The 23960-nt window shown below is 74.8% G+C and carries 24 protein-coding genes; 12 read left to right on the top strand and 12 right to left on the bottom strand.

Translation table 11 applies throughout. The features are described from left to right. On the top strand, positions 1-2058 hold a 2058-nt coding region (locus ACSNOK_RS04230; RefSeq protein WP_436779181.1), incomplete at its 5' end, for a collagenase. 45 nt (positions 2059-2103) lie between these two features. Here ACSNOK_RS04230 and ACSNOK_RS04225 read toward each other — a convergent pair. Together ACSNOK_RS04225 and ACSNOK_RS04220 are read right to left on the bottom strand one after the other, a co-directional pair. After that, positions 2104-3426 carry a monooxygenase gene (locus tag ACSNOK_RS04225; RefSeq protein WP_436779180.1) on the bottom strand — a complete coding sequence of 441 codons (1323 nt, stop codon included), beginning with the start codon at positions 3424-3426 and terminating at the stop codon, positions 2104-2106. Positions 3427-3665: 239 nt separating this feature from the next. Further along, positions 3666-4625, bottom strand: coding sequence for a TetR/AcrR family transcriptional regulator C-terminal domain-containing protein (locus ACSNOK_RS04220; protein ID WP_436779179.1), 960 nt, complete (start codon positions 4623-4625; stop codon positions 3666-3668). A gap of 204 nt (positions 4626-4829) precedes the next feature. Between ACSNOK_RS04220 and ACSNOK_RS04215 the strand changes: the two genes are divergently transcribed. Next, entirely contained in the window at positions 4830-6044 is a 1215-nt protein-coding gene (locus ACSNOK_RS04215; protein ID WP_436779178.1) for an FAD-dependent monooxygenase, read from the top strand. A 90-nt stretch (positions 6045-6134) separates the two neighbouring features. Here ACSNOK_RS04215 and ACSNOK_RS04210 read toward each other — a convergent pair whose 3' ends face one another. Further along, the gene (locus tag ACSNOK_RS04210) at positions 6135-6530 is read right to left on the bottom strand and encodes a hypothetical protein (RefSeq protein WP_436779177.1); all 396 of its coding nucleotides are present in this window, start codon (positions 6528-6530) and stop codon (positions 6135-6137) included. 198 nt (positions 6531-6728) lie between these two features. On the opposite strand from ACSNOK_RS04210, the gene ACSNOK_RS04205 reads away from it, so the two are divergent. Next, positions 6729-7076, top strand: coding sequence for an STAS domain-containing protein (locus tag ACSNOK_RS04205; protein ID WP_436779176.1), 348 nt, complete (start codon positions 6729-6731; stop codon positions 7074-7076). A 53-nt stretch (positions 7077-7129) separates the two neighbouring features. On the opposite strand, the gene ACSNOK_RS04200 is transcribed toward ACSNOK_RS04205, so the two are convergent. Next, a complete protein-coding gene (locus tag ACSNOK_RS04200) occupies positions 7130-8623 on the bottom strand; it encodes a bifunctional phosphatase PAP2/diacylglycerol kinase family protein (protein ID WP_436779175.1) in 1494 nt (497 codons plus the stop codon). 106 nt (positions 8624-8729) lie between these two features. After that, on the bottom strand, positions 8730-9410 hold the full coding sequence (locus ACSNOK_RS04195) for a transglycosylase SLT domain-containing protein (RefSeq protein ID WP_436779174.1): 681 nt from the start codon (positions 9408-9410) through the stop codon (positions 8730-8732). 568 nt (positions 9411-9978) lie between these two features. Between ACSNOK_RS04195 and ACSNOK_RS04190 the strand changes: the two genes are divergently transcribed. From ACSNOK_RS04190 to ACSNOK_RS04180, 3 genes are read left to right on the top strand one after another with little or no spacing between them, the layout of a single operon-like run. Then, on the top strand, positions 9979-10134 hold the full coding sequence (locus tag ACSNOK_RS04190; RefSeq protein WP_436779173.1) for a hypothetical protein: 156 nt from the start codon (positions 9979-9981) through the stop codon (positions 10132-10134). Then, positions 10122-10751: a PRC-barrel domain-containing protein gene (locus ACSNOK_RS04185; protein WP_436779172.1), complete on the top strand. Its 630-nt coding sequence runs from the start codon at positions 10122-10124 to the stop codon at positions 10749-10751. Before ACSNOK_RS04190 ends, ACSNOK_RS04185 begins: the two co-directional genes overlap by 13 nt. Next, positions 10751-11176 carry a PRC-barrel domain-containing protein gene (locus tag ACSNOK_RS04180; RefSeq protein ID WP_436779171.1) on the top strand — a complete coding sequence of 142 codons (426 nt, stop codon included), beginning with the start codon at positions 10751-10753 and terminating at the stop codon, positions 11174-11176. The genes ACSNOK_RS04185 and ACSNOK_RS04180 overlap by 1 nt, the downstream gene beginning before the upstream one ends. On the opposite strand, the gene ACSNOK_RS04175 is transcribed toward ACSNOK_RS04180, so the two are convergent. Next, the gene (locus ACSNOK_RS04175; protein WP_436779170.1) at positions 11149-11541 is read right to left on the bottom strand and encodes a DUF5133 domain-containing protein; all 393 of its coding nucleotides are present in this window, start codon (positions 11539-11541) and stop codon (positions 11149-11151) included. The genes ACSNOK_RS04180 and ACSNOK_RS04175 overlap by 28 nt on opposite strands. A gap of 262 nt (positions 11542-11803) precedes the next feature. On the opposite strand from ACSNOK_RS04175, the gene ACSNOK_RS04170 reads away from it, so the two are divergent. Then, on the top strand, positions 11804-12154 hold the full coding sequence (locus ACSNOK_RS04170) for a hypothetical protein (protein WP_436779169.1): 351 nt from the start codon (positions 11804-11806) through the stop codon (positions 12152-12154). A gap of 322 nt (positions 12155-12476) precedes the next feature. Here ACSNOK_RS04170 and ACSNOK_RS04165 read toward each other — a convergent pair whose 3' ends face one another. Then, complete coding sequence (locus tag ACSNOK_RS04165) at positions 12477-12698, bottom strand: hypothetical protein (protein WP_185943109.1); 222 nt, start codon at positions 12696-12698, stop codon at positions 12477-12479. A gap of 331 nt (positions 12699-13029) precedes the next feature. On the opposite strand from ACSNOK_RS04165, the gene ACSNOK_RS04160 reads away from it, so the two are divergent. From ACSNOK_RS04160 to ACSNOK_RS04145, 4 genes are all read left to right on the top strand, one after another. Continuing rightward, the gene (locus ACSNOK_RS04160) at positions 13030-14109 is read left to right on the top strand and encodes an acyl-CoA dehydrogenase family protein (protein ID WP_436779168.1); all 1080 of its coding nucleotides are present in this window, start codon (positions 13030-13032) and stop codon (positions 14107-14109) included. Positions 14110-14362: 253 nt separating this feature from the next. Beyond that, complete coding sequence (locus ACSNOK_RS04155; protein WP_436779167.1) at positions 14363-15406, top strand: SDR family oxidoreductase; 1044 nt, start codon at positions 14363-14365, stop codon at positions 15404-15406. After that, the gene (locus tag ACSNOK_RS04150) at positions 15403-16692 is read left to right on the top strand and encodes an aspartate aminotransferase family protein (protein WP_436779166.1); all 1290 of its coding nucleotides are present in this window, start codon (positions 15403-15405) and stop codon (positions 16690-16692) included. The genes ACSNOK_RS04155 and ACSNOK_RS04150 overlap by 4 nt, the downstream gene beginning before the upstream one ends. Then, the gene (locus ACSNOK_RS04145) at positions 16689-17156 is read left to right on the top strand and encodes a type II toxin-antitoxin system RatA family toxin (protein ID WP_436779165.1); all 468 of its coding nucleotides are present in this window, start codon (positions 16689-16691) and stop codon (positions 17154-17156) included. The genes ACSNOK_RS04150 and ACSNOK_RS04145 overlap by 4 nt, the downstream gene beginning before the upstream one ends. A gap of 63 nt (positions 17157-17219) precedes the next feature. On the opposite strand, the gene ACSNOK_RS04140 is transcribed toward ACSNOK_RS04145, so the two are convergent. Beyond that, positions 17220-17972, bottom strand: a complete 753-nt coding sequence (locus ACSNOK_RS04140) for a winged helix-turn-helix transcriptional regulator (RefSeq protein WP_436779164.1) — start codon at positions 17970-17972, stop codon at positions 17220-17222. 79 nt (positions 17973-18051) lie between these two features. Beyond that, positions 18052-20355 (bottom strand): MMPL family transporter, encoded by a 2304-nt coding sequence (locus ACSNOK_RS04135; RefSeq protein ID WP_436779163.1) that lies wholly within the window; start codon positions 20353-20355, stop codon positions 18052-18054. A gap of 373 nt (positions 20356-20728) precedes the next feature. Here ACSNOK_RS04135 and ACSNOK_RS04130 point away from each other — a divergent pair, with 373 nt between their 5' ends. Next, on the top strand, positions 20729-21565 hold the full coding sequence (locus tag ACSNOK_RS04130) for a helix-turn-helix transcriptional regulator (RefSeq protein WP_436779162.1): 837 nt from the start codon (positions 20729-20731) through the stop codon (positions 21563-21565). Between the two features lie 77 nt (positions 21566-21642). On the opposite strand, the gene ACSNOK_RS04125 is transcribed toward ACSNOK_RS04130, so the two are convergent. The 3 genes from ACSNOK_RS04125 to ACSNOK_RS04115 all read right to left on the bottom strand — a co-directional run bounded on the left by ACSNOK_RS04125 (position 21643) and on the right by ACSNOK_RS04115 (position 23889). After that, positions 21643-22875 (bottom strand): serpin family protein, encoded by a 1233-nt coding sequence (locus ACSNOK_RS04125; protein ID WP_436779161.1) that lies wholly within the window; start codon positions 22873-22875, stop codon positions 21643-21645. After that, positions 22803-23417 (bottom strand): methyltransferase domain-containing protein, encoded by a 615-nt coding sequence (locus ACSNOK_RS04120; protein ID WP_436779184.1) that lies wholly within the window; start codon positions 23415-23417, stop codon positions 22803-22805. Before ACSNOK_RS04120 ends, ACSNOK_RS04125 begins: the two co-directional genes overlap by 73 nt. A gap of 259 nt (positions 23418-23676) precedes the next feature. Further along, positions 23677-23889 carry a hypothetical protein gene (locus tag ACSNOK_RS04115; protein ID WP_436779160.1) on the bottom strand — a complete coding sequence of 71 codons (213 nt, stop codon included), beginning with the start codon at positions 23887-23889 and terminating at the stop codon, positions 23677-23679. Positions 23890-23960: the final 71 nt, after the last annotated feature.

Genomic DNA, 23960 nt, shown 5'->3' with positions numbered 1-23960 from the left:
AGCGTGCAGGGCCCCACGCCCCGCCCCGGGGTGGCGCCCTGCACGCTCGACGGCGTGTCCGGCCTCGGCCCCGAGGCGTTCGCCGACTTCCTCGCCGACCCGGCCGTCACCGCGGACGGCTGCCTCCGCACCCTCGTCTGGAACTGGGACGCCCGGCTCGCCCCCGTGATGTCCGACGCGCACGTCCAGGCCGTCTCCCGCCGGATATCCGCCCTCGCGCCGGGGCACGACGGCCGGAACGGCGGTCGTCTGCTGGAGATGCTCACCTACCTTCACGCCGTCGTGTACCACGACTTCTCCCGCTCGGAGATCGACGTCACGGATCCGCCGACCGCCGAGGCCATGCGCCGGGCGATCAGCGCCTTCGGCGGGGCGGCGCACAGCTTCGACGTGACGCGCTCGAACGCGGAGAGCCTGCGCGAGGCCCTGTACGCGGGCAGCGGGCCCGGCCTGCGCCAGTCGCAGCTCGGCCTGATCCGCAAGGTGCTGGCGACCATGGACCCGTACCACACCACCACGTACAAGGACCCGTCCTGGGGCGGCGCCGCACTCGCCGGCCTGTCCGTCAACTACCTGGGCCTGTACCCGGGCAACAAGGACACCGCGTTCCGCACGGTGGTGTCCGCCAACGCCGCCTACCGCGAGGCGTTCCGGAAGTTCGCCGGCTACACGCACCTCAAGGGCACGCCCAACGCCTGGGTGGTGCGGGACGCGCTCGGCGAGTACGGCCGCTTCGGCGAGGTCGACGCGCTAAGGGACGAGACGGTGTCCGGCCTCGGCGCGCTGCTGCCGGTGGCCGAGCGGAATTTCGGCGCGCTGAGCTCACCGTGGGCCAAGGCGGCCGGCTGGCTGGTCTACTACCGGGCGTGCGCCGCGTACGACGTCTGTAAGCCGGACATCGAGCGGCGCCTCTTCCCGGCCGCGTACACCTACGACGGGGGCGGCATCAAGGTGCGCACCGCCCTGGACCGGGTCACCGTCGACCGGCTGTATTACGCGAGCAAGCAGGTGAAGGCACAGTTCCACCGGGTGCTGGGCAGCGAGCGGCCGCTGGCCGGCGACGACAACGCCACGCTCACCATCGTCCTGTACGCCTCGCGCGCCCAGTACGAGGACTTCCAGCCGCTGCTCACCGGGCTGAGCACGGCCAACGGCGGTATGTACATCGAGCAGGGCGCGACCTTCTACACGTACCAGCGCCGCGTCCCGCAGGACTCGTCGCTGACGCTGGAGGAGCTGTTCCGGCACGAGTACACGCACTACCTCAACGGGCGGTGGGCCGTGCCCGGCCTGTTCGGCGAGGGCGCCTGGTACCAGGGCGACCGGACGACCGCGATGGACGAGGGGACGGCGGAGTTCTTCGCCGGCGCCACTCGCGGCGAGGGCGTGAAGGTGCGCAAGTCGCTGGTCCGGGGCGTCATCAAGGACACGGCGAACGGCGGCCCCCGGATGAGCGTCGACCGGCTGCTGCACGCCACGTACGACGGCGACGGCTTCCGCTTCTACGACTACGCGGGCACGTTCTTCGGGTTCCTGTGGACGGAACGGCCGTCGCTGCTGCGGGAGATGTACGGTCTGCTGCGGGCGGACGACCCGGCCGGGTTCGACGCGTGGCGCGACCGGATGGGGAAGGACGCCGGGCTCCAGCGGGCCTACGACGCTTTCCTGGACGCGCGGATCGCCGAGGTGGACCGGCTCTACGTGCCCAGCACGGACGTCATCCCGAACGACCGGCTGCGGGACGCCTCCCCCGAGGCCGTACGCGCGTCGCTGGCCTCGGCCACCTCGCTGACGCCCGCCTGCGCCGCGGGGCCCGACCCGTCGGTGCGGCGCTTCGTGTGCACCGGCCGGATCACCGCGAACCTCGTCGACGCGGCCGATCCGGACCGGGTCTTCCGCGATATGTCGGACACGGTCGACTACTTCCTGCTGGAGCGGGCCCGGCCCGCTTCCACCAACCTGGAGGAGATGAACTGCTCGTTCGGCCCGGTCGACGTCTGGCCTGACGGCCGGGCCGGAAGCGCCGACTACTCCTGCGAGGGGCCGCTGCGCGGCTGAGCCGCTTGCGGGCCGGCGGCGGGCCCGCGCCGCCGGCCCGCCCGGTCACCGCCCGGTGCCGGGCTCTTGCTCCATCGGCGGCTCGGCGGGGGCGTGCGGTTCGGGGCGCAGCAGGACGGCCCGGGCGACGGCCGGCGCGAGCAGGGCGGACGGCGGGACGACGAGCCCCGTCACCGCCCGGAAGGCCGCGCCGACGACCGGATCGCCGGTGGCCCGCCGGGCGACGCGGGACATGTACCAGGCGCCCGGCCGGTCGACGGCCCGGACGCCGGCCGCGTTGCCGACGGCGCCGGGCAGCAGCCGGTCGCCGCCGGCGGAGACGGTCCACGCCGGGCGGACGGTCGCGGACAGTGCCCGCTGGACCCGCCGGGTCGTCGGTGCCCGGCGGGTGCCGTCCAGGGCGGCGCGCAGGGCCAGCGCGTTGAGCGCCGCCACGGTCATGCCCTGTCCGTAGACGGGGTTGAAGGCGCACAGCGCCTCCCCGACGGCGAGGAAGCCCGCCGGGCGGCGGCCCGGCCGGTCGTAGCGGCGGCGGACGTTGGCAGTGGCCCGGTAGCCGTGGACGGCGGTGAGCGGCTCGGCCTTGTCGATCCACTCGCGGAAGACCGGGTGCGGGAGGCAGTCGGCGAAGGCGGTGAACCCGGCCTCGTCGGTGGGCGGTTCGCAGCCCCGGAGCCCGGACAGCAGGACGGCCCAGCGGTCGTCCTCCATGGGCAGGATCAGCCCGCCGTAGGGCTGGGTGGCGTCGGGGACCACGTAAATCCCCCGGAACGGCGCGTCCTTGTTGCCGCCCGCCCGGTAGAAGCGGGTGGCGTAGGCGAGTCCGGTGTCGATCCGCTCCTCGGGGGCCGGCTCGGCGCCGAGCTCCGCCAGCCAGCCGGGGGCCTTGGAGGAGCGCCCGGAGGCGTCCAGGACGAGACCGGCCGGGAGCGCACCGGGCTCCTCCCCCGCCCGTCCGGCGCCCCGGGTACGCAGCCGGACGCCGCGCACCCGGGTCGCGTCGCCCGTCAGACCGGTGACCTCCGTGCCCTCGACGAGCCGGATCCGGGGGTGGGCCAGCACGCGGCGGCGCACCACCCAGTCGACGAGGGGGCGGGAGGCGCTGACGAAGCGGATGGTGGCGGGGGTGCGCCGGTACCAGCGGCCCGCCTGCCAGTGCAGCAGGTCGTCGGGCATCCCGATCGCCAGGGCGCCGTGCGCGCGCAACTCGTCGACGACGCCGGGCAGCAGCCGTTCCAGCGCCTGCCGGCCGCTCTCCAGCAGGACATGGGTGTGCCGGTCCTGCGGCAGACCGGGCCGGTGCTCCGGCCCGTCGGGATAGCGATCGCGTTCCACGAGGGTCACCGCGTCGGCGTGATCGGCCAGCACGTGCGCGGCGAGAAGCCCGCTCAGACTCCCCCCGACGACCACGGCATGCCGCCGCCCTTCCCCACACAGACCTTCCGCCGTCTCCGCCACACTCCACCCCCAACGCCCGCCACCGCGACTCGCGTAGCGGCGGCCTCCCTTCCACTGAGCGGTCACGTTACCGGGCCGCCGACCGGTCCGGGGGCGGAGTCCGGGACGAATGGGGGATGCGTTCGGTTCTGCGGAGCCTTTCGGCCGGCTCAGCCCTCGGTGTCCGCCAGGAGCACGGCGATGCCGTCGAGGAGGCGCCGCAGCCCGAACTCGAAGAGGCCGTCGAGATCGAAGTCGTAGGGAACGGCGGTGAGCCGCGCCATCGTCGGGAAGCGCCCGTCGGCCAGCACCTGCCGCAGGGCGGGCTCCTGGGCATCCATCCAGCGGTCGGCGTCCATGCCGGTGGCTTCTTCGGCCTCCTCGTCGGCCTCGATGCCGACCGCGGTGCCGCGAATGTAGTTGATCAGGGTCAGGTGGGTGGAGAAGACCGTCGCGGGGTCGAGGCCCCGGCCGTCCAGAGCGCCGAGCACCCACTCGGTGAAGGGCAGGGCGCTGGGCACCAGTTGTGGGCGGGCCACGGAGAGGGCGGGGGCGAGCCACGGATGGCGGCGGAACGCCCGCCACAGCAGCCGGGCCGCGACGGTCAGCCGCTCCCGCCAGTCGTCCGGCGGGACGTCGGGAAACGGGGTCCGGGCGAAGGCGGCCTCCATCATCCCCATCAGCAGGGCTTCCTTGTCGGCCACGTGCCGGTAGAGCGACATGGTCGCCACCCCGAGACCGGTGGCGACCCGCCGCATCGAGACGGCGGCCAGGCCCTCGGCGTCGGCGATCGCCAGGGCGGACTCGACGATCCGGTCGAGGGTGAGCCCTTGGTCCGTACTCCCCCGCCGGGCCGGGAGGGCCTGCGGCGCGGCCGGGCGGCGGGCGGCGCGCTCGGCGCGCCGGGGCGGCGTGGCGACGACGGTGCCGACACCCGGGATCGCGCGGACCAGCCCCTCGTGGCGGAGCTCGGTCAGCGCCTTCGTCGCGGTCGCCATGGCGACGCCCCACTGCCGGGTGATGTCCCGTGTCGAGGGGACCCGGTCCCCGGGGCCCAGTTCGCCCGTTTCGATCCGCCTGCGGATCTCCTCGACGATCCGACCGGAGCGCGAGTCCGTACGCCGATCCACGATCCCCTCTCTTCCCGCACTAGTGCACTTAGGAGGGCATCACCGTAGCGCCACACCGCGCGGTACACCGAAGGACCGCTCCGAGCAGCCGCCGACGCTCCACCGCGCACTAGTGCGCACCGTTCTCCAACTACCCCTCTGTACCCGCCGATTGCACAGATCATCGCTTACCCCCTCCTCGGCGTACGGCGTACATTCACTGCCATGCAGAACACCGACATCCTCATCTCCGGCGGCGGTATCGCCGGACCCGCGCTCGCGTACTGGCTGTGCCGAGCGGGCTTCTCCGTCACCGTCGTCGAACAGGCGCCCGCCCCGCGGCCCGGCGGCCAGGCCGTGGACCTCCGCGGCGCCGGCCGCACCGTCGTGACCCGGATGGGGCTCATGGAACAGGCCCGGGCGCTCGCCCTGGACCAACGTGGTTTCGCCTGCGTGGACGCGTCCGGCCGAATCTCCGCTCGTATGACGGCGGACAGCTTCGGCGGCGAGGGAATCGTCTCCGAGATCGAGATCCTCCGCGGCGACCTCGCGCGTCTCCTGTACGAGGCCACCGGCCCCGGACGGGACACGGAGTACCTCTTCGACGACACCATCACGGAGCTGACCCAGGACGAGACCGGCGTCACGGTCGCGTTCCGCTCCGCGGGCACCCGCCGGTTCGGGCTCGTCATCGGAGCGGACGGCCCTCATTCGACGGTGCGCGGCCTCGCGTTCGGGCCGGAGCACGCGTACGTGCGCCCACTGGGCCTGTACACGGCGTGGTTCACCGCCCTGGACGGTCCCGACCTCGACGGCTGGTTCATGATGCACAACGCGCCCGGCGGACGCGTCGCCTCAGCCCGGCCCGGCCGGCTCCCCGGCGAGATCAAGGCCGGCCTGAGCTTCCGTTCGCCGCCGCTCGCGGTCGACCGGCGAGACGTCGCCGCTCAACGGCGGCTGCTCGCCGAGCGGTTCACGGGGGTCGGCTGGGAGGCTCCGTACCTGCTCCGGGCGGCCCGGGAGGCGCCCGACTTCTTCTTCGACTCGATGGGCCTCATCCGCCTCGACCGGTGGACGCGGGGCCGGGTGGCGCTGCTCGGCGACGCGGGATACTGCCCCACGCCGCTCACCGGGCTCGGCACCAGCCTGGCGCTGGTCGGGGCGTACGTCCTGGCGGGCGAACTGGCCACGGCCGAGGGCGACCACCGGGTGGCCTTCCCGCGCTACGACCGCGTGATGCGCCCCTATGTCGACCGGGCCCAAGAGCTGCCGCCGGGGGGCGCCGCGGGCTACGCGCCGTCGAGCGCGCTGGGCATCCGGCTGCGGAACCTCTCGATGCGACAGATGAACCGGAGGCCCCTGCGGAACCTGCTCGCCGCCCAGTTCGCCAAGGCGGGATACATCGACCTGCCCGACTACCAGGTCGCCGCCCCGCGGTGACACGTGGCGCGGCCCGGCCAGTCTCCGCCGCGCGTCACCGCGGGATCCGGCCGCCGTGCGGCGGCCGGGGGGTGCGGAGCGGGGTGTGGTCTAGCGGTTGCGGGTCGGGTGTTCGATGACGACGCAGCGGGTTTCCGACAGGACGGCGACCAGGCTGCCGCAGTTGTTGCTGTGGTCGACGGCGGTGCTGGTGAGGACGCCGGTCAGGACGCCGTTGAAGGTGTCGGTGTTGTGGGTGCGGCCGGGGCCGCGGACGGTGTCGTTGCGGCAGTCGCGGAAGGAGAGGACACCGACGGAGTCCCGGCAGTTGTTGGAGGAGTCGTCCGCCTGCTTGTTCCGCACCCCGCTCGCCACTCCCGACGCACCGACCACGTTCCGGTCACCGTTCCGTCCGCCGTCGTCCGCCGACGCCGGGCCCGCCAGGCCGAGCAGGGCAACGGCAACCGAGCTCACCGCGATGCCGGTCCGCATCAGAGCACGCATCATTCATCACTCCGTCACGAGGTCATTCGATCGCACTACGCTCCGCCGAGTGGCGGATCCGTACGACCAACGGCGCACGGCTCATACGAGAAACGGACCACCCCGTCGACCCACCCGAAAGATGAAACCGCTCTCGGAAGATGACAATGGGAGGAGGAGCCCGGCTCCTGCCCGCCTACCGGCTCTCCATGGGAGCGGCACATGACGAACCCCGACCCATCGGCACGGCGCCTGCGCACCCGCGTGGACCTCCACGGCGGTCGCGCCGCCATCCGCCTCACGGGCGAGGTGGACCTCGGCACCGCGCCCGGACTGCGCCGGGCCATCGGCGCCTGCCTCGGGCAGCACCATCCGTGCGCCCTCGACCTGGACTTCGCCGAAGTCAGCTTCTGCGACTGCACCGGACTGAACACCCTGCTGTGGGCCCGGCTGGAAGCCGCCGACGCCGGGACCGCGCTGGTGGTGCGGGGGCCGCTGCAGAGCGGCGTCGCCCGCCTCCTCGCCGTGACCGGCACCGACAGGCTGCTCGGTGCCCTGCCGGCCGCCTGAGCGGGGACGGCCCCGCCGGTCACCACCCGGCCGTACGCCTCCGGCACCGCCGCCTACGGGCCGGTGGGCACCCGGTAGACCACCAGCGCCTCGTTCTCCTTCTCCAGTGTCAGCCCGCCCGGCACCGGCGCGGTCTCGCCGTCGTACGCGAAATGCGCGTCGGGACGCAGCCCGCCGATGCGCAGCCGCCGCAGGCGGGCCGTGCCCAGGACGGGGGTGCTGCGGATGCCGCCGGTCAGGGCCGCGGCCAGCAGGCGGGTCCGGGCCAGCCGGCCGGCGGACACGATCCGGACGTCCAGGACGCCGTCGGCGAGGTCGTGCCGGCGCACCGGGGCCGCGCCGAGGCCGCGGTAGGTGCAGTTGCCGGCGAAGACCGTCCAGACCCGCCGCCGCCTGCCGTTGATCTCCACGGTGACGGGCCGGCCGGTGCGCAGGACGTGCACGGCCGCGAGGATCCCGGCCGGCCACGCGCCGATGCGGGAGGCCCACCGCTCCCGGACCCGGACCAGCTCCGGGTAGGCGCCGACGCTGAACGTGTTGAGGAACCACCGTTCGTCGCGTTCCATGCCGCCGCGGATCCGCACCATGTCGACGGCGACCGCCTCCCCGCACTCGATGGCCCGGCAGGCGTCGCCGAGGGTCTCGATACCCAGGTCGTAGGCGAAGTGGTTGTGCGTGCCGCCGGGCAGGACGGCCAGCGGCAGCCCGTGCCGCCTGGCGACGGCCGCGGCGGCGTTGACGGTGCCGTCGCCGCCGAGGACGCCGAGCGCGCCGCCGAGCTCCCGCGCCCGTTCCGCGCCCGTCTCCAGGGCCTCCTCCAGCGAGGGGCCGGGCCCGTCGGTGCCGGTGCGCACGGTCAGGAATTCGGCGCGTGGCAGCACGGAACGCAGGGGGTCGGCGGCGTCCGGCCGTTCGGTCAGCCGCTGGCCGGAGCCGGGATTCGCCACCACGACCAGGCCCTCGCCCTCCGTGAGGGCGGGGGCGTCGGCCCGCGGCCGGGCGGGCGGCGCGAGCTGCTGCCGGGTGGGGACCAGGCCGCGCACGGCGAACGCGGCACCCGCGCCGAGCGCGGCGCCGACCAGCACGTCACCCGGGTAGTGCACACCCGTATAGACGCGGGAGAAGCAGACGGAGGCGGCGAGCGGCGCCAGGGCGAGCCCCCAGCCGGGGTTCTCCAGGGCGACGCCGGTGGCGAAGGCCGCGGCGGAGGCCGAGTGCCCCGAGGGGAACGACGTGGTGATCGGCTGGCGGGCCAGCCGGCGGACGAGGGGGACGACGTCCACCAGGGGCCGGGCGCGGCGTACGGACCGTTTGCCGAGCGTGTTGACCGTGGCCGAGGCCAGGGCGAGCGACGCGGCGCCCCGCAGGGCCGCGCGCCGGGCCGGCCTGCCGCCCAGCACCGCCGCGCCGGCCGCGAGGCCGAACCACAGCAGGCCCCGGTCGGCGCTGCGCGACAACCGGGGCAGGACGCGGTCGGCGCCGGGCCAGTGCCGGGTCGCCACCGCGCGGAAGGCCGCTTCGTCCCATGAACTCACCGCTTTGCGCATGCGCCACGACTACCCCCGTGGCGAGGGATGATGCGGACGCGCCGGAGGGCGGCGGCACGCGCTTTCGGCGGTGCCGCCGCCCTCCGGCGGGGAATTTTGTGGCCTATCAGTAGGCGGAATTCACGTTGTCCATCGAGCCGTACTTGTCGGCCGCGTAGTTGCAGGACGCGACGATGTTGGCGACCGGGTCCCAGATGTCCCAGGACGTGCCCTCGACGTGGTACGCCTTGAACGTCGGGTCGATGATCTGCAGCAGACCCTTCGACGGCACACCGTTGACGGCGTTGACGTCCCAGTCGTTGATCGCGCGCGGGTTACCGGTCGACTCGCGCATGATGTTGCGCTTCACGCCCTCGTAGGAGGCCGGGATGCCCTTGGCCTTCATGATGTCCAGGGCCTCGGAGATCCAGCCCTCCAGGTCGTCCGCGTACACCTTCGGCGCAGGGGCGGCAGCGGGCTTCTCGATGGGCTTGCGGGTGGTGGAGCGGTTCGCGGCCTGCTTGCCGGCGCGCTCCTTGTCCGCCTTCGCCTCGGCCTTCGCCTTCGCCGCCTCGGCCTTCGCCTGCGCGGCGGCCTTGTCGGTGGCCTGCGCCCGCTCGGCGTCCTGCGTCTGGGCGAAGCTCTCCACGCTCTGCGCGACCGGCTTGACCGACGCCGGCACCGGCGCGGCCACGGCCTGCGAGGCGGCACCGAACGCCACAGCGGCGGCACCGGCCGCGGTCAGCGCCGCGGCGGAGAACTTGTGGGCCTTGGTCAGACGGGGATAGCCAGAGTGAGTGGAACGCATAAGGGGGCTGAACCTTTCGGATCGGGAACCCGCACGGGCCTGGACCGGCGCAAACGAAAGCGCCGTTCTCGGTCGGACGGCGCCGTGCGGTCCAGCCATTCTTAGCGGCGCCCGAAATCCCCGACAAGCACTGTGACCTACTCCCCCGCATCGTTCACGCGCCCCCGGAAGACCCCGGAAATCCCCGGGAAATGCGCGCCACCCGGAACTAAAGAGGGCCGTATGTGATCGAGGCCCTATGCGCGGCCTCACACGCCGGGCCCCTCCGGCTCACGCTGCGCGAGGGTGCGCCTACGAACGAACGGCATCAGGCCCGCCGCCCGTATCGCCGGGCCCTCCCGGCTCCTCCCGGGCCCGCGCGTCACCCCGTGTATCCGCCCGCGTGCGTTCGTCGGCGACGGCGCGTTCCCGGCGCGTGCGCCAACTTGCCGCTCCGTCACGCCGGTTGTGGCGCATCGGCCGGGGAGGAGCGGGCATGCGGTCCGGTGCCCCCCGGCGGCGCGGAGCCGACGGCGATGGGCGCAACGGCACGGACGGCATGGACGGTTGTGAAACCGGGAGGTGAACGATGCTCTGGTGGGGCTGGCTGATCATTGCGGCCGTGGGCCTGCTCGTCGTGGCCGGCGCCTTGGCGGGCGTGCAGGCGCGGCGGCGGTCCGGAACGGTGATCGTGGTCCGGCGTGGGCAGCGGGCGGGCAGGGGAGGTACGCGGTGGACGCGCTGATGCTCGCCTCCGAGCTGGCCAAGCGGCCGGTGGTGACCCTGGGCGGAGAAGTCGTCGCGGAGATCAAGGACACCGTCTTCGACGGCACCGCGGGACAGATCACCGGGTTCACGCTCAACGGGCGCGGCCTGCTGGCCGGGCCGCTCAAGCAGAGCCTGCCGTGGTCCTCGGTGCACGCGCTGGGACGGCACGCCGTGATGATCCCCGGGCGGGAGGCGCTCGCCGAGCCGGCGGCCGTGGTGGTCTCGGGCGAGGCGGCGCACGGCGCGGTGCCGGGGGCGAAGGTGCTGACGGACGAGGGTGTCGAGGCGGGCAGCGTGCTCGACGTGGTGGTGGCTCCGGATGGGCGGGTGGTCGGCTTCCGGATCTCCGCCACCGAGGCGTTCGTCCACCGGGAGCACGGGCGGAACAGCGTCTTCGTGCCCCGGGGCGAGGCGCTCGCCGTCTCGGGCCGGGCGCTGGTGGTGCCTTCCGACGCGTCCCACTTCGTGGCGGACGACCTGCCCAGTTTCACCACCCAGGTCGAGATCTTCGCCGCCAGGGCGGCGACCGCCGGCCCGCGGACGGGCGCCGGCCCGCGGCCGGGCGCCGCGGCGGAAGGGAAGGAGCACCTGTGATGATGCTGTTCAGCGGGACGAAGGGGCTGCCCGTCGTGACGGCGGACGAGGCCGCGGAGCTCGGTACGGTCGAGGCGCTGGCCGTCGAGGCGCCGCTGGGGCTGATCGGCCACCTGCGGCTGTCCGGCGGCCCGGCCCGTAGGGGCCGGGCCTGGCTGCCCTGGAGTCTGGTGCGGGCGGTGGGTCCGGACGCGGTGATCGTCCGCTCGGCCGCGGAACCGGTGGTGTCACGGGAACCGGACCACCACGAGCTCCTCGGCAGCCGGGTGCTCACCGACCGGGGGGACGAACACGGCACGGTCAAGGACGTGGCCTTCGACCCCGCGACGGGGCGCATCGGGACCGTGCACACCACCCAGGGGAACGTGTCCGGGCACCGGCTGCTCGGGCTGGGCGACTACGCGCTGGTGATCCGCGCGGAGTGACCGGCCGGCCGGCTTTCGAGCCGGGCGGCCCGGTCCGCCGGCCGCCGTGCCGGGCGGCCCGTCGGCGCGGCGGAGGGGGCCTGCGAGGCCATCGGGACCGCCTGGCGGGGCAGGACGGCGTCGACCGGGCCGGAAGCGGCCGTACCGGCGCCCGCCACGGGGTCGGGCGCGTCGGCGAGCCGACGGCGGGCGGCCCGCAAGGCGTCGGCGATATCGCGGGTCCCGGTGGTGACGCACAGGGTGTAGGTCACGTCCGCCAGCTGCCGCCGGAGCGCCGGGTCCGCCGGTCGCGCGGTCGCGGAACGCTGAAGCGCCGTGTGGCGCTCGACGAGGTCGCGGAGAACGGCGGGGTGGGCGAGCAGCATGGATTCCTCCCGGAAGGGTGTGGGCAGGCGTACCGACCAGTACGCGCCTGCCCCGTATTCGGCCGCTCATTCCGTTTCCGTTCACCGAGGCCCTCCGCTTCTCCCTCGGCCCGGCCTTTCCGCCGTCGTCCCGGGGCCTCTTCCGTCTCTCCGCTGTGCCGTCTGCTCCGCTTTCCCACGCGGTGCGGCGAGGAGCACGAAGAGCGGTCCTCGGGGGGTGGTCGGGGGCATCAGTTCCGGTCTCGCGGATACACGCACCGGTATGACCGGGGAACTCGCAGCCGTGGAAGAACTGTTGACGGGGGCGCGTACGCGCCGCCAGGTCGCCCGCGCCTACCGGCGGATCCGGGCGGGGGACGGGCCGGGGCGGGACGGGCCGTACGCCCGCGGCGCCGCGGCCGGCTACCGGTGGGCGCTGGGCGCGCCCGGCGGGGCGCCCGTCACCGGCGCCACCCTCCATGCCGGCGTGGACATGGAGACGCTGATGGCCGAGGTGGACGCGGCCGTGGTGCAACTCGACGATCCGGCCCAGCCGCCCGGCGCCGCCCTGTTCACCCAGGGCGCGCACGACGCCCTGGCGTGGATCTGCGGCCTCAGCGACGATTGCCCCTGAGACGCAGCGACCGCCCCTGGCGCCCGCCCGGCGGTCACAGTGTCCCGGTCGGCGGTGCCTTTCCGACAGCAGGTCGCGGTACCCCGCTCCGCGCGCCGGAGGCCCGGGCGTTCACTACGGATTCTTCCTCGTCGGCCACGGAGTCGGCCATGCCCCCATGGTGGCGACGCCCCGTACGGGCGCGGTCGGTGGAGTCCCCCCTGGAGCGGACCGGCGGCCCAAGACCCCGCCCGGCCAGGGCCTCGGAACGGCGTGCGGGAACCGCCCGGGGCAGCGGGCGGTTCCCGGCGGTCGCGGACGGTCCGCGACCCCGTCTCGGGCCTCAGTCGCGGTCCTCGTAACGGGCGAGTGCCAAGCCGAGGGTGAAGAACGTCGGTGCCCACTCGCCGACGAAGATGCCCCAGCGGTCGGCTCGAGCGGTGCCGGCGCTCTCCGCCTTCAGCGACCCGGCCCAGGCCACCACCGTCAGCGCGATGGAGCCGAAGGCCATGCAGTAGGCGTGCTCGCTCCGCAGGCCGGCTTCGTGCAGTTTCTGGACGATCATGCTCCTTCACCCTTTCGTCGGGGGATGTCGAGATCGTCGTTCCAGCGTGCACGCCCGCCCTCCGGGCCGCATCTCGGGCGGGGGCGGGACACGCCCGGGCCGTCGTGGACCCGCCGATAACAGTTCGTATTGCACGTTTTCTGAACAATACGGCCGCAATCTCGTGTGAAAATTAAATCAAACTTACACTTTCCTTTACACCGCTCCGATCTTCCTTGTATAGGGTTTTCGTGTCGGAAGGCCGGTACGGCGTATTCGAGGGGGGATTGTGCGCTTTCTGCACCCCGAACGAGCGACACTCGAGAAGTTACTCCCGGGGCTGGACGCCCGGTTGGCGAAGTACTCACTGGAAGAGCTGGAGAAACCCGGGGGCGAGGCCCTGCGCCTGTTCCGCGAGGCCGCCGGCCCCGCCCTGATCGTCTCCGCGTCGCACGCCGGAAAGGGCGCGACCTGCCGGGAGGCGGTACGCGTCCAACGCGCCGTCGGCGCCCGGTCGCCCTCGCTGGCCGTCGCCACCACGATGCACCACTTCTCGGTGGCCGGGCTCAAGGCCAGTGCCGCCGCCTCGGGCGGCAACGAATGGATGCTGCTGGAGGCCATCGCCACCGGCGACCTGCTGGTCGCCTCCGGATTCGCCGAGGGGCAGTCCGGCCGCGGCATCCTGGAACCCACCATGGAGGCCCGCCGGAACGGCGACCGCTACCTGCTCACCGGCCGCAAACGCCCCTGCAGCCTGGCCCGTTCCATGGACCTCTTCACCGCGTCCGTGACGCTCCTCGACGAGAAGGGCGAGCCCGAGGGCGCCGCCGTGGCCCTGCTGCCCAAGGACTCCCCCGGCCTGAGCGTGCGCCCGTTCTGGCGCACACCCGTCCTGGCCGGCGCCGAGAGCGAGGAGGTCGTCCTCGACGGCGTCGAGGTCACCGAGGACCTGATGGTCCGTATGGCCTCGGCCGCGGACCAGGGGCTGGACGAACTGCAGAAGGTCGGGTTCGTCTGGTTCGAACTGCTCATGTCCGCGTCCTACCTCGGCGCCGCCAGTGCGCTCGCCGAGCGGCTGCTGGACCGGCCGCGGATCGCCGACGACTCCCTGTCCGGCGTCCTGGTCCCCCTGGAGGCCGCCGCGGCGGCCCTGGAAGGCGCGGCGGGCGCCCTCGACGGCGACCTCGCCGGCGCCGACCTGGACGCCGTGTTCGCCCGCACCCTGGCCTGCCGCTACGCCGTGCAGGAGACCGTCCGCACGGTGGCCGCGCGGTGCGCGGAACTGCTCGGGGGCATGGAGTTCATCGGCTCGGGCGACGTGGCCCTGCTGCTGGCCTCCTGTTCCGGCCTCTCGCTGCATCCCCCGTCCCGGGCGCGCACCGCCGGGCCGCTCTGCGACTACTACCGGGGCGCGCCGCTCCTCGTGACGTGACGCCCTCCGGCCCCCGGCGTCCCTGACGCCGCGTGCCTCCCCGCGCGCGAGGTTCCCCGGCAACGGCGCCGCGGCACCGCGCGGGCCAGGCGTCCCGGCCCTCGGGCCGGCCCCGCCCCGCAGCCCCTTCCCACCCGGCCGCCGAGCCGGCGGCGCGGCGTGCGGTGGCGGTGTCTTTCCTTCATCACCGTCTTCCTTCATCACCGTCTTCCTTCATCACCGTGTCATCGCGACAGGCAAGCGGGTAATCGGTATGCCGAAAAACGTTCTTCTCACCGGCGCCTCCGGGGTCATCGGAAGCGCCCTGCTCGGACAGCTCTCCCACCACCACGTGACCTGCCTGACACACCGCCGCCCCGTGCGCGGCGCCGCCGGCGGCCACCCGGTCGTCTCCGTCCAAGGGGACACCGCCCGACCGGACTTCGGGCTCTCCCCCGGCGCGTACCGCGCGCTGGCCGAGAACACCGACGTCGTGGTGCACTGCGCCGGCAACACCTCGTTCGACGCGGCGTCGGAGACCTCGCACCGCGTCAACGCGGACGGTGCGCGGAACATGGTCCGCTTCGCCCGCCGGAGCGGGGCGGTGCTGCACCACGTCAGCACCGCGTTCGTCGTCCGGCGCGCCCGGGAGCGGGAGGTGGCCGGCGAGTCGGCCACCACCGCCCACCACTACCTGGACTCCAAGCGGGCGGCCGAGGAGGCGCTCGCCGAGGAGGGGCACACCGGTACGGTGCTCCGGCCCGGCATCGTCATCGGCCACTCCGTCACCGGGCGCATCAGCGCGCTCCAGGGCCTGCACAGCATCATGCTGGCCACGTTGCAGAACACCCTGCCCATGGCGCCCGTCCTGCCCGACCACCGTGTCGACTTCCTGCCCGTCGACGTCGTGGCGCGGGCGATCCGGTCGATCGTCGACCACGGCGTCGACTCGGGCGAGCACTGGCTCACCGCGGGCGACGCCGCGCTCCCCGCCCAGCGGCTGATCGACCTGATCCTGGAGGTGGCCCGCGACCACGGCCTGGAGCCGCCCCGCCCCCGGCTGGTGGAGCCGGACGTCATCGACCGCCTCATCCGCCCGGTCTTCCTGGGCCAGTTGCCCGAGCGGGACCGCGGGCGCTTCGAGACGATGCTCGGGCTCACCGAGCTCTTCGACACCGTCGAGTGCTTCCCGTCCACCCTCGGCGCGCTGCCCGGCATCGCCCAGCCCACGTCGGACGAGCTCGCCGACGCCTGCCGTGCCTCGGTGGCGTACCTGATCCGGATCCGCCGCCTCGACCGGCGCGGGGCCGCCGCGTGACCGCCGTCCCGGACCGGGCCGCGGTCCACGACGGCTACCGGCGCCATCTGTCGACGGGCCGGGCCCGGCTCTCCTCGATGCTCGGCGGGGCGCTGGAGCTCGGCGGCGACGGCTGCCGGGTCTACGACGACGCGGGCACCCGCTATCTGGACTGCGGCGGCTACGGCGTCTTCCTGCTCGGCCACCGGCACCCGGAGGTCGTGGCGGCCGTCCACGCCCAGCTCGACCGGCACCCGATGGCCACCCGGCTGCTGCTGGAACCGGTCGCGGCGCGCGCCGCGGAGGCGCTGGCCTCGGTCGCGCCGCCCGGTCTCACCCGGGTGCACTTCGCCAACTCCGGGGCGGAGGCGACCGAGACGGCGCTGAAGCTGGCCCGTGCCGCCGGCTGCGGGGCGCTGGTCTCCGCCCACCAGGGGTTCCACGGCAAGACCAGCGGCGCCCTGGCGCTGACCGCCCGGCCGCTCTACCAGACGCCGTTCCGCCCGCTGCTGCCCGGTGTGCACCACGTGACGTACGGGGACGCGGCCGAGCTGGACGCCCTGCTGGCCGAACTCCCGGACCGGGCCTGTGTGTTCCTCGAACCGGTGCAAGGAGAGGCCGGGGTGGTCATACCCGAACCGGGTTACCTCGCCCGGGTGGCGGAGATCTGCCGCGCCCGCGGCGCCCTGCTGGCGGTGGACGAGATCCAGACCGGCCTGGGCCGGCTCGGCACCTGGTGGGGCGCGGACCGGGACGGCGTCTCCCCGGACCTGATGCTGGTCGGCAAGGGGCTGAGCGGCGGTGTGGTCCCGGTCGCGGCGGTGCTGGCCACGGAGGAGGTCTACCGGCCGTTCGGCGAGGACCCGTTCCTGCACAGCTCGACGTTCGCCGCGTCCCCGCTGGCCATGGCGGCGGCCGAGGCGGCGGTCCGGGTGACCCGCGAGGAGGACGTGGTCGCGCGGACGGCCGCGACCGGCCGCGTCCTGCTGGCGGCCGTGCGGGAGGCGCTGGACCCGTACCGCGACGGCGTGGTGACGGACGTGCGCGGCGCGGGCCTGCTGATCGGCGTGGAGTTCGCGACCGAGGCCGCCGCCGGGGAGTTCACCCTGCACATGCTGGAGCAGCACATCCTGGTCAACCACTCGCTCAACTCCGGCCGGGTGATCCGGCTGACCCCCTCGTACCTGCTCACCGAGTCCGACGTGGCGCGGATCGCCGCCGTCTGCGGCGAGGCCGCGGCGCACGTGGCCGCCCGCCTCGTCCCGGTCTCCCCCGTACCCTCCCCGTCGAACGGAGCACAGGCATGAACAACGTCAGGGTCGCCGCGCTGGTCGTGGGCATGGACGCGGACCAGGTCTTCGACCGGGTCAGTGACTTCGCCTCGTACCGCGAGTACACGCCGGCCGTGCGGGACATCAAGGTGGACCGGACGGACGGCAGCACCTGCTCGTCCACCTGGTGGGTGCACTTCCGCGAGGGCGTCATCCGCTGGAGCGAGGTCGACACGATCGACCGGGAGCGGCTGCGGATCGACTTCGAGCAGACGGAGGGCGACTTCGCGCACTTCTCCGGCTCCTGGGAGGTCCGCGCGACGGAGGAGGGTACGGAGCTGCTCTTCGACTCCGTCTTCGACCTCGGCATGCCGAGCCTGGCCGCCATCCTCGACCCGGTGGCCGTCAACGCGCTGACCGAGAGCATCCGGGAGATCGTCTCCGGGCTGATGGACGGCACGGTCACCTTCCGGCCGACTCCGGCCGGGGTCGCCGGCTGACCCGCGCACGGCCGGCGGCCGGTGCTCCGGAAGGGGCACCGGCCGTCGGCCGTCCCCGGGGCCTCAGCCCGCGGGCCGCAGCCGCGGAAGCGCCGCGCCGGCGGGCTCCCCCAGCCGGAAGCCGACGCCCCGGACGGTGGCCAGCACCGACGGGTCGCCGAGCTTCCGGCGCAACGCGCTGACGTGCACGTCCACCGTGCGTTCCGAGCCGTACCAGTTGTCGCCCCACAGCCGGGCGATGATCTCCTCCCGGGTGCAGACCGAGCCGCGTGCCTCGTGCAGGAAGCGGAGCAGGTCGAACTCCTTGCGGGTGAGGCGCAGCGGCTCGCCGCGGAAGGTGGCCTGCCGGGCCCGTTCGTCGATCCGGACGGCGCCGGCCGCCTGGTCCGGCCCGGGGTCCTCCGGCGGGGCGGCCTCGGGCGGGTGACCGCAGTGGCCGGCGCAGCCCGCGCGGGCGGCCCTCCGGGCTCGGGCGGTGAGCTCCCAGAAGCGGTACGGCTTGGCCATGTGGTCGTCGGCGCCGCTGCGCAGGAAGGTGACGCAGCTCAGCTCGTCGGGCGCGCAGTCCAGGACGATGACGGGCGCGCCGTGCAGCCGGCGGAGCCGTCCGCAGCGCAGGTAGGCCTCCTCGCAGGTGCGGGTGACGTCCATCAGGACGACGTCGGCGTCGCGGGGGCCGTGCTCGGCCTCGGCGGCGGAGACTGTCTGGACGGTGTGGCCCGCGTACTCCAGTTCGCGGGCCAGGACGCCGGCGGCGTCGATGGTGTCCTGGACGAGAAGGAACCGCATCAGTAACCCCGATCTGTCGGCGATCATGCCGGTGACCCCTGCCGTTCGTGCCGCTGCCGGAACGGCGGGGCGCGGCACGCCGGGGCGCGGTGGGGCGCGCGATGCCTCACGGCCGCCCCGCGCTCACCCCGGACGGCGCCGGGGCGGACGCGGGCGCGCCGCGCCCGTCGTCCTCGTCCTCGCTCCCGCCCTCGCTCAGCCCGATCCGGTCGTGGAGCCGGCGGAGCGGGCCCGGGGCCCACCAGTTGACGCGGCCGGCGAGCCGCATGAACGCCGGCACGAGCACGGCCCGGACCAGCGTCGCGTCCATGACCACCGCGAGCGCGAGACCGACGCCGAGGAGCTTGAGCAGGGTCACCCCGCTGATCGCGAAGACGACGAGGACGACGGCGATGATGACGGCGGCGGCCGTGATGATGCCGCCGGTGCGCTGGAGGCCGTGGGCCACGGACTCGGTGTTGTCGCCGGTGCGCAGGTAGCGCTCGCGGATCCGGGAGAGGAGGAACACCTCGTAGTCCATGGACAGTCCGAAGGCCACGCAGAAGGTGAGGATGGGGATCGCCGCGTCGAGCGTCCCGGTGTGCGGCGGACTGCCGACGAGGAACGCCAGGTGGCCCTCCTGGAAGACGAAGACCATGGCGCCGAAGGTGGCCGTGAGGCTGAGGGCGTTGAGGGCCAGCGCCTTGAGGGGCATCAGCAGGCTGCCGGTGAAGAGGAAGAGCAGGACGAGGGACGAGCCGACGACGATGCCCACGGCCGCCGGGGTGGCCCGGCCGATGGCCGCACTGCTGTCCTTGACGTCCGCCGCGCGCCCGCCGACGGAGACCCTGATGTCGCCGCCGCCGGCGGGCGGTTCGACCGCGCGGAGCCGGCCGACGAGCCGGCCGGCCTCCTGGGAGTCCTGGTCGGCCGTGGAGACTGCGGTGAGCAGCGTCGTCCGGTCGTCGGCGAGGGCGGCGGACGCCGGGCCGGGGCCGCGGACGCGCCGCCCGTCGGCGTAGTCGCCGGTCGGCGCGGTCACGGACCGGACACCGGGGGTGCGGGAGAGGTCGAGCGCGTAGCGGTCGACGGCGGTCGTGGCGCCGCGTCCCGCGCCCTCGACGACGATGGGCATGCCCCGGGTCACGCCCGGGTCGAAGTCGTGGCGCAGCCGGTCCGTGGCGCGGTGCACCTGGGCGGAGGCGGGCAGCGAGCGGTCGTCGAAAAGGCCGGGGGTGACGTCGGAGAACGGCGAGGCGAGGACGGCCAGGAGGACGACGACCCCACCGCCGTACACCAGCGGCCGGCGCATCACGGCGTGGGCGAGCCGGTGCCAGCGGCCCTCGGCGGCGGTGGCGGGCGCGGCCGTCCCCCCGGTGCCGCCCGGGGCCGGGCGGCGCCGGCGGGCGAACACGTCGAACCGGTTGACGCGCGGGCCGAGGACGGCCAGCAGGGCGGGCAGGACGAGCGTCGCGCCGGCGGCGGCCGCGAGGACGACGACGATGCCGCCGTAGGCGAACGAGCGCAGGAAGAACTGGGGGAAGACCAGCAGCGCCGTCAGGGACAGCGCGACGGTCAGCGCGGAGAAGGCGACCGTGCGACCGGCGCTGCGCATCGTCCTGCGGAGTGCCTCCTCCACGGTGGCGCCGGCGCGGAGTTCCTCGCGGAAGCGGGCCAGGACGAACAGGCTGTAGTCGATGGCGAGGCCCAGGCCGAGGGCCGTGGTGAGGTTCATCGAGTACACCGACACCGATACGGCGCCGGCGAGGGCGTTGAGGACGGCCCGGGTGACGAGGATCGACAGCAGGGCGATCACCAGCGGCAGGGCGGCGGCCACCGCGCTGCCGAAAACCAGCAGCAGGAGCAGCAGGGTGACGGGGGCGGCGATGACCTCGGCGAGCAGGAGGTCGCGTTCGGTGCGGTCGCCGACCTCGGCTTGCACTTGGGCGGAGCCCGCGGCGTGCACCGTCAGGCCGCCGGCGTGTTCGCGCAGCTCGGGGAGGAGGCGTTCGGCGGTCTTCGCCCGGTCGTTCTCGTCGCCGCGCAGGGAGAGGGTGACGAGGCCGGTCCGGCCGTCGGACGACCGCATGGCGGCGGGTTCGCCGGCGGTCCAGTACGAGGTGACGGCCCGTACGCCGCGGTCGGCGGCGGCCCGTTCGCCGAGGTCCCGCGCCGCCGCCCGGGTCGCCGGGGCGCCGACACCGCCGGGGCCGGTGAGCAGCAGCACCATGTCGTCGTCCGCGGCGGGGAAGCGCTCGGAGAGCAGCCGTTCCGCCCGTGTCGACTCCGCTCCCGGGTCGGCGAACCCGCCGTGCCGCATACGGTGTTCGACGCCCAGGCCGCCGAGGGCGGCGAGGATCATCACCACTGTGGTCACCCACAGCACGGTGGTGCGCCTCCGGTGGAGCGAGGCGCGGACACGGTCGGCCATGGGGTGCCTTTCGACGAGCGGGAGCCGGGGGGCGAAGGCGGGGGCGTGCCGGGGCCCGGTAGGGGCCCCGGACGGCCGACGGCGGGGGACGGCCGGCCGGCCCGGGGCCCGCGCCCGGCTTCGCGACCGGGCGGATCGGGGGCATCCGCCTCGAGTCTGGGCGCCCGGCGGCGGTACGGGCTTGTACGCAGCCGCTGTCTTCGCCCGGCGACGGTTCCACCATGAGGGTTGTGCTCCGGCGTATCCGTAGACTGGCGGCTTCCGGCCGGTGGTCCGGGACGGGCGGTGCCGGCCGGGGTGGTGGGGGCGGCGTGCCCCGGGTCCGGGGGACGCGGCGCGGCCGGTGCCGGTGGAGGGGAAGAGGGAGTAGGGAGTGCGGGGGTCTGTGGCGGCGGTGGGCGGACGGCCGTGGGACGGCGCGGTGTTGCTGGAACCGGGGTGGCTGGTCTTCCTGGGGTGGTTCGCGACCGCGCCCGCCCATCTGCACAGCGCCTGGCAGCTGTTGCTGGCGGCCGAGGGCGAGGTGACCCTGCGGACGCCGGAGGGCGCGGAGCGGACGCTGACGGCGGCGGTGATCCCGGCCCGGGCTCCGCACGTCACGGTCGCCCACCGGGCCCGTGGGGTGATGCTGTGGCTCGACGCCAGGAGCGCGGCGGCGCAGGCGCTGGACGCCCGGTTCGCCGGCCCCCGGGCGGGTCGGGGCCCGGCGGACCGCGCCTCGGTCGCCGCCTGGGCGGAGGCGGGCGGGGCGTTCGCGGGCCCGGCGGGCGACCTGGTCCGGGGCCTGTCTCCGGCGACGGCGACCCGTGGCGAACTCACCGACGCGCTCCGCCCGTTGCTGGCGGCGGTCGGCGATCTGCCCGGCGCGGCGGTGGCGCCCCGGCCACGGCATCCCGCGCTGTCCGACGCCTTGGCCCTGCTCCCCCGGCTCACCGGCGGGCCGGTCACTCTCGGGCAACTGGCGGCCGAGGTCGGCCTGTCCGCGAGCCGGCTGGGCCGGCTGTTCACCCGGGAACTCGGCCTCTCCTTCACCGACTGCCGCCGCTGGGCCAGGCTGCGCCGGGCCATGGAGGAGGTCCGGCACGGCGCCTCCCTCACCCACGCGGCGTCGGCGGCGGGCTTCACGGACTCCGCCCACCTCACGCGGGTCACCCGGGAGATGTTCGGCCTGTCGCCGTCGTTCCTGGCCACGTCGGTACGGTGGCTGTGACGCACGGGCGGCGGCTCCTCCGGCCCTGGGGGCGGCTCCGGCGGTCCGCCGTACGGACGTGAGCCGCACGGGCGGCGTCACCGGGGGCGGTCGGGCGCCTCGTCCGGCTCGGTGACCCAGCCGGCGGCCAGGATCAGCCCGGTCTCCCGGTGTACGGCCAGGAAGCCGTACGGGCGGGTGAACCGGACGGACACGCGTCGGGACCGCCCCGTCGGCACCCCGGCCGGAGCCATGCCGAAAGCGGTCACAGCCGCCGCTTCGAACCCCCGGGCGCCGAACGCCGCCACGGCGTGCTGCAGCGCCGACGAGACCGCGAGCGGGAGCGGGCTGACGCCCGGGAAGTGCCCGGTGGAGCGGTCGACCGCCGTCCGCAGGCCGAACGTTTCCGGGCGCGCGAGCAGGTCGTGCTCGGCGCGGAGGGTGAACCGGACGGTGGACGTCACCAGGACGGGACGGCCGTCCCGACCGGCCGCGTCCGAGACGGTGACACCCGGGCCGGGCGTGCCGTAGGGCAGGGCGGAGCCGGGAACCGTGACGTGGTCCCCGGCGAGCACGCCCGGGCCCGCCGCGAGGACGTCCGCCCCCGCGGCGCCCTCGGCTCCGAGCAGCAGGTGCGCGTCCAGGCCGTTGTCCCCCCGGACCTCGGCGACGGTCAGCGGGCCGGCGGGGGTGTCCGGGGCGACGCGGACCGCGTCGAGGTCTCCGGTGGTCCGGTGCAGGCCGACGAGCCGACGCCCCCGCCAGGGGCCGGTCTCGGGGGTGAGCCGGCCGTCCGAGAAGGGCGTCGTCCACTCGGTGCGCAGGGCCAAGGCGGCGGCCAGGACCAGCGCGAGGTCGGTGCCGGGAGGCACGGGCATCGACGTGACGATCCCGCCCGTGTGTCCGGAGGCCCAGGCGCCGAGTGCCCGGCCGTCCCGCTCGGGGTCTCCGGTCAGTTCGCCCCGCACTCCGTCGGGCAGCCGGGCCTCCCACACCGGCCGGACCGGCACGCCCCGCCGTGTCCACAGCCCGACGGCGGCGTCGACGCCGCCGGCCGCGCGCAGGGTCTCGACCAGCCACCGCCCCCGCCCGGCCGCGTCGGCCGTTCCGGGGAGGCCGGCGACGGCGCGGAGTTCCGCGCGGGCCGGTCCGTCGGCGCCGGCCGCGAGCAGGGCGAGCAGCGGCCAGACGGCCGCGGCGGAGAACACGATCCCACGCCCCTCGCCCGGTCCGACGGCGATGCGCGCCCAATGGGCCGTCAGGTCGTTGACGGACCGTACCGAGCCCTCGGTCGGATCGTCGCCGGCGCTTGTGTCGGCTCCGGTCGGCACCGGGCGGTCACCTCTTCCTCAAGGTCGTCTCGGGTGGGTCGAAGGGGCGTCGGGGCCGTCGGGTTCCCGCGCGCGGGCGGCCGGCGACGCCGGGTCGGGTCCGCTCCGGGAGCAGGTGGCTCCAGGTCACGTCCGGCCGGCCGAGCGGATCCGCGTTCCGCGCGCGGTGGACGGCGGTGAGGCCGCACCGGCGCGCCAGGGCGGCCGTCTCGTCGGCGGTGACGGCGCCCCGCCGGGACGGGTCCGTGCCGGCGGGAGAGGACGGCCCGGCCGCCTCGGCCGACGAGCCGGCTCACGGTCGGCATGGCCGTCGAGCGCTCGTCCTCGTCCAGGTGCGTCCACACGGCGGTCGGCGTGACCAGGTCGAACCGCCGCCCTCGCAGGGGCCGCGGTGCGGGCAGGGCGTCGTCGACCCACTCGGTCCCGCGGTCCGCGTGCGGGCGCCGGCCCTCCGCGCGGAACCCGGCCGTCGGCTCCACGGCGACGACGCGGTGCCCGCGCCCGGCCGGAGCGGCGGCGTCCCGCCCGCCGCCCGCCCCGATGTCGAGTACCGTCCCGGCCGCCGGGGGAACAGGTGCGGCACTCCGCCGTGCGCCTCGGCGAAGTCCACGCTCTCGTACTGCGCGGCGAGCGTCGCGGCGGCCTCGTCGTCACCGGCGGCGCCGGGTACGGAAAGAGGTTCGGTGGGCGTCTCGTTGTCCACACCGCCGCACTCTAGGTGGTGAAGCGCGCCCTCCGCTGCCGGTGTCGGTCGCGGACGACGGTGGCCCGGCCTGCAAGGGACGGATCCCGGACGGCGGTTCACCGCCCGCGCCGCGTTCGCCGCCGGCGACGCGGGCGGTGGGCGGTCAACGCGTCCCGCGCCTTGCGGGCCGTCGGCCCGCTCGCGGCGATGAGGAGCGCGGACAACAGATTTCCCAGCAGGTCGTGGGTGACGAAGTCGTACAAGGCGGTCCGGCGCGCGTCAGCGATGCCGGACCGCGCGCCGTACTCCTTCGCGTACGCCGAGGTCACGGACGTCCGGCACCACCCCCCGGCTACCGGCGTCGTGCGTGGCCGCCGCGCTCCCCCGCCCCTCGGGGCGC

This window comes from Streptomyces sp. URMC 126 (assembly GCF_051386555.1).
In the GTDB taxonomy this organism is placed as follows: Bacteria; Actinomycetota; Actinomycetes; order Streptomycetales; family Streptomycetaceae; genus Streptomyces.
Note: the sequence above shows the minus strand (reverse complement) of the source record. Positions and strands in the feature narration are given on the sequence as shown.

Coding starts and splice junctions, on each gene's coding strand:
- ACSNOK_RS04190 (WP_436779173.1), top strand. CDS start 9,979: ATGCTCTGGTGGGGCTGGCTGATCATTGCGGCCGTGGGCCTGCTCGTC.
- ACSNOK_RS04165 (WP_185943109.1), bottom strand. CDS start 12,698: ATGATCGTCCAGAAACTGCACGAAGCCGGCCTGCGGAGCGAGCACGCC.
- ACSNOK_RS04170 (WP_436779169.1), top strand. CDS start 11,804: ATGACCGGGGAACTCGCAGCCGTGGAAGAACTGTTGACGGGGGCGCGT.
- ACSNOK_RS04180 (WP_436779171.1), top strand. CDS start 10,751: ATGATGCTGTTCAGCGGGACGAAGGGGCTGCCCGTCGTGACGGCGGAC.
- ACSNOK_RS04210 (WP_436779177.1), bottom strand. CDS start 6,530: ATGATGCGTGCTCTGATGCGGACCGGCATCGCGGTGAGCTCGGTTGCC.
- ACSNOK_RS04195 (WP_436779174.1), bottom strand. CDS start 9,410: ATGCGTTCCACTCACTCTGGCTATCCCCGTCTGACCAAGGCCCACAAG.
- ACSNOK_RS04175 (WP_436779170.1), bottom strand. CDS start 11,541: ATGCTGCTCGCCCACCCCGCCGTTCTCCGCGACCTCGTCGAGCGCCAC.
- ACSNOK_RS04140 (WP_436779164.1), bottom strand. CDS start 17,972: ATGATCGCCGACAGATCGGGGTTACTGATGCGGTTCCTTCTCGTCCAG.
- ACSNOK_RS04200 (WP_436779175.1), bottom strand. CDS start 8,623: ATGCGCAAAGCGGTGAGTTCATGGGACGAAGCGGCCTTCCGCGCGGTG.
- ACSNOK_RS04205 (WP_436779176.1), top strand. CDS start 6,729: ATGACGAACCCCGACCCATCGGCACGGCGCCTGCGCACCCGCGTGGAC.
- ACSNOK_RS04135 (WP_436779163.1), bottom strand. CDS start 20,355: ATGGCCGACCGTGTCCGCGCCTCGCTCCACCGGAGGCGCACCACCGTG.
- ACSNOK_RS04155 (WP_436779167.1), top strand. CDS start 14,363: ATGCCGAAAAACGTTCTTCTCACCGGCGCCTCCGGGGTCATCGGAAGC.
- ACSNOK_RS04215 (WP_436779178.1), top strand. CDS start 4,830: ATGCAGAACACCGACATCCTCATCTCCGGCGGCGGTATCGCCGGACCC.
- ACSNOK_RS04145 (WP_436779165.1), top strand. CDS start 16,689: ATGAACAACGTCAGGGTCGCCGCGCTGGTCGTGGGCATGGACGCGGAC.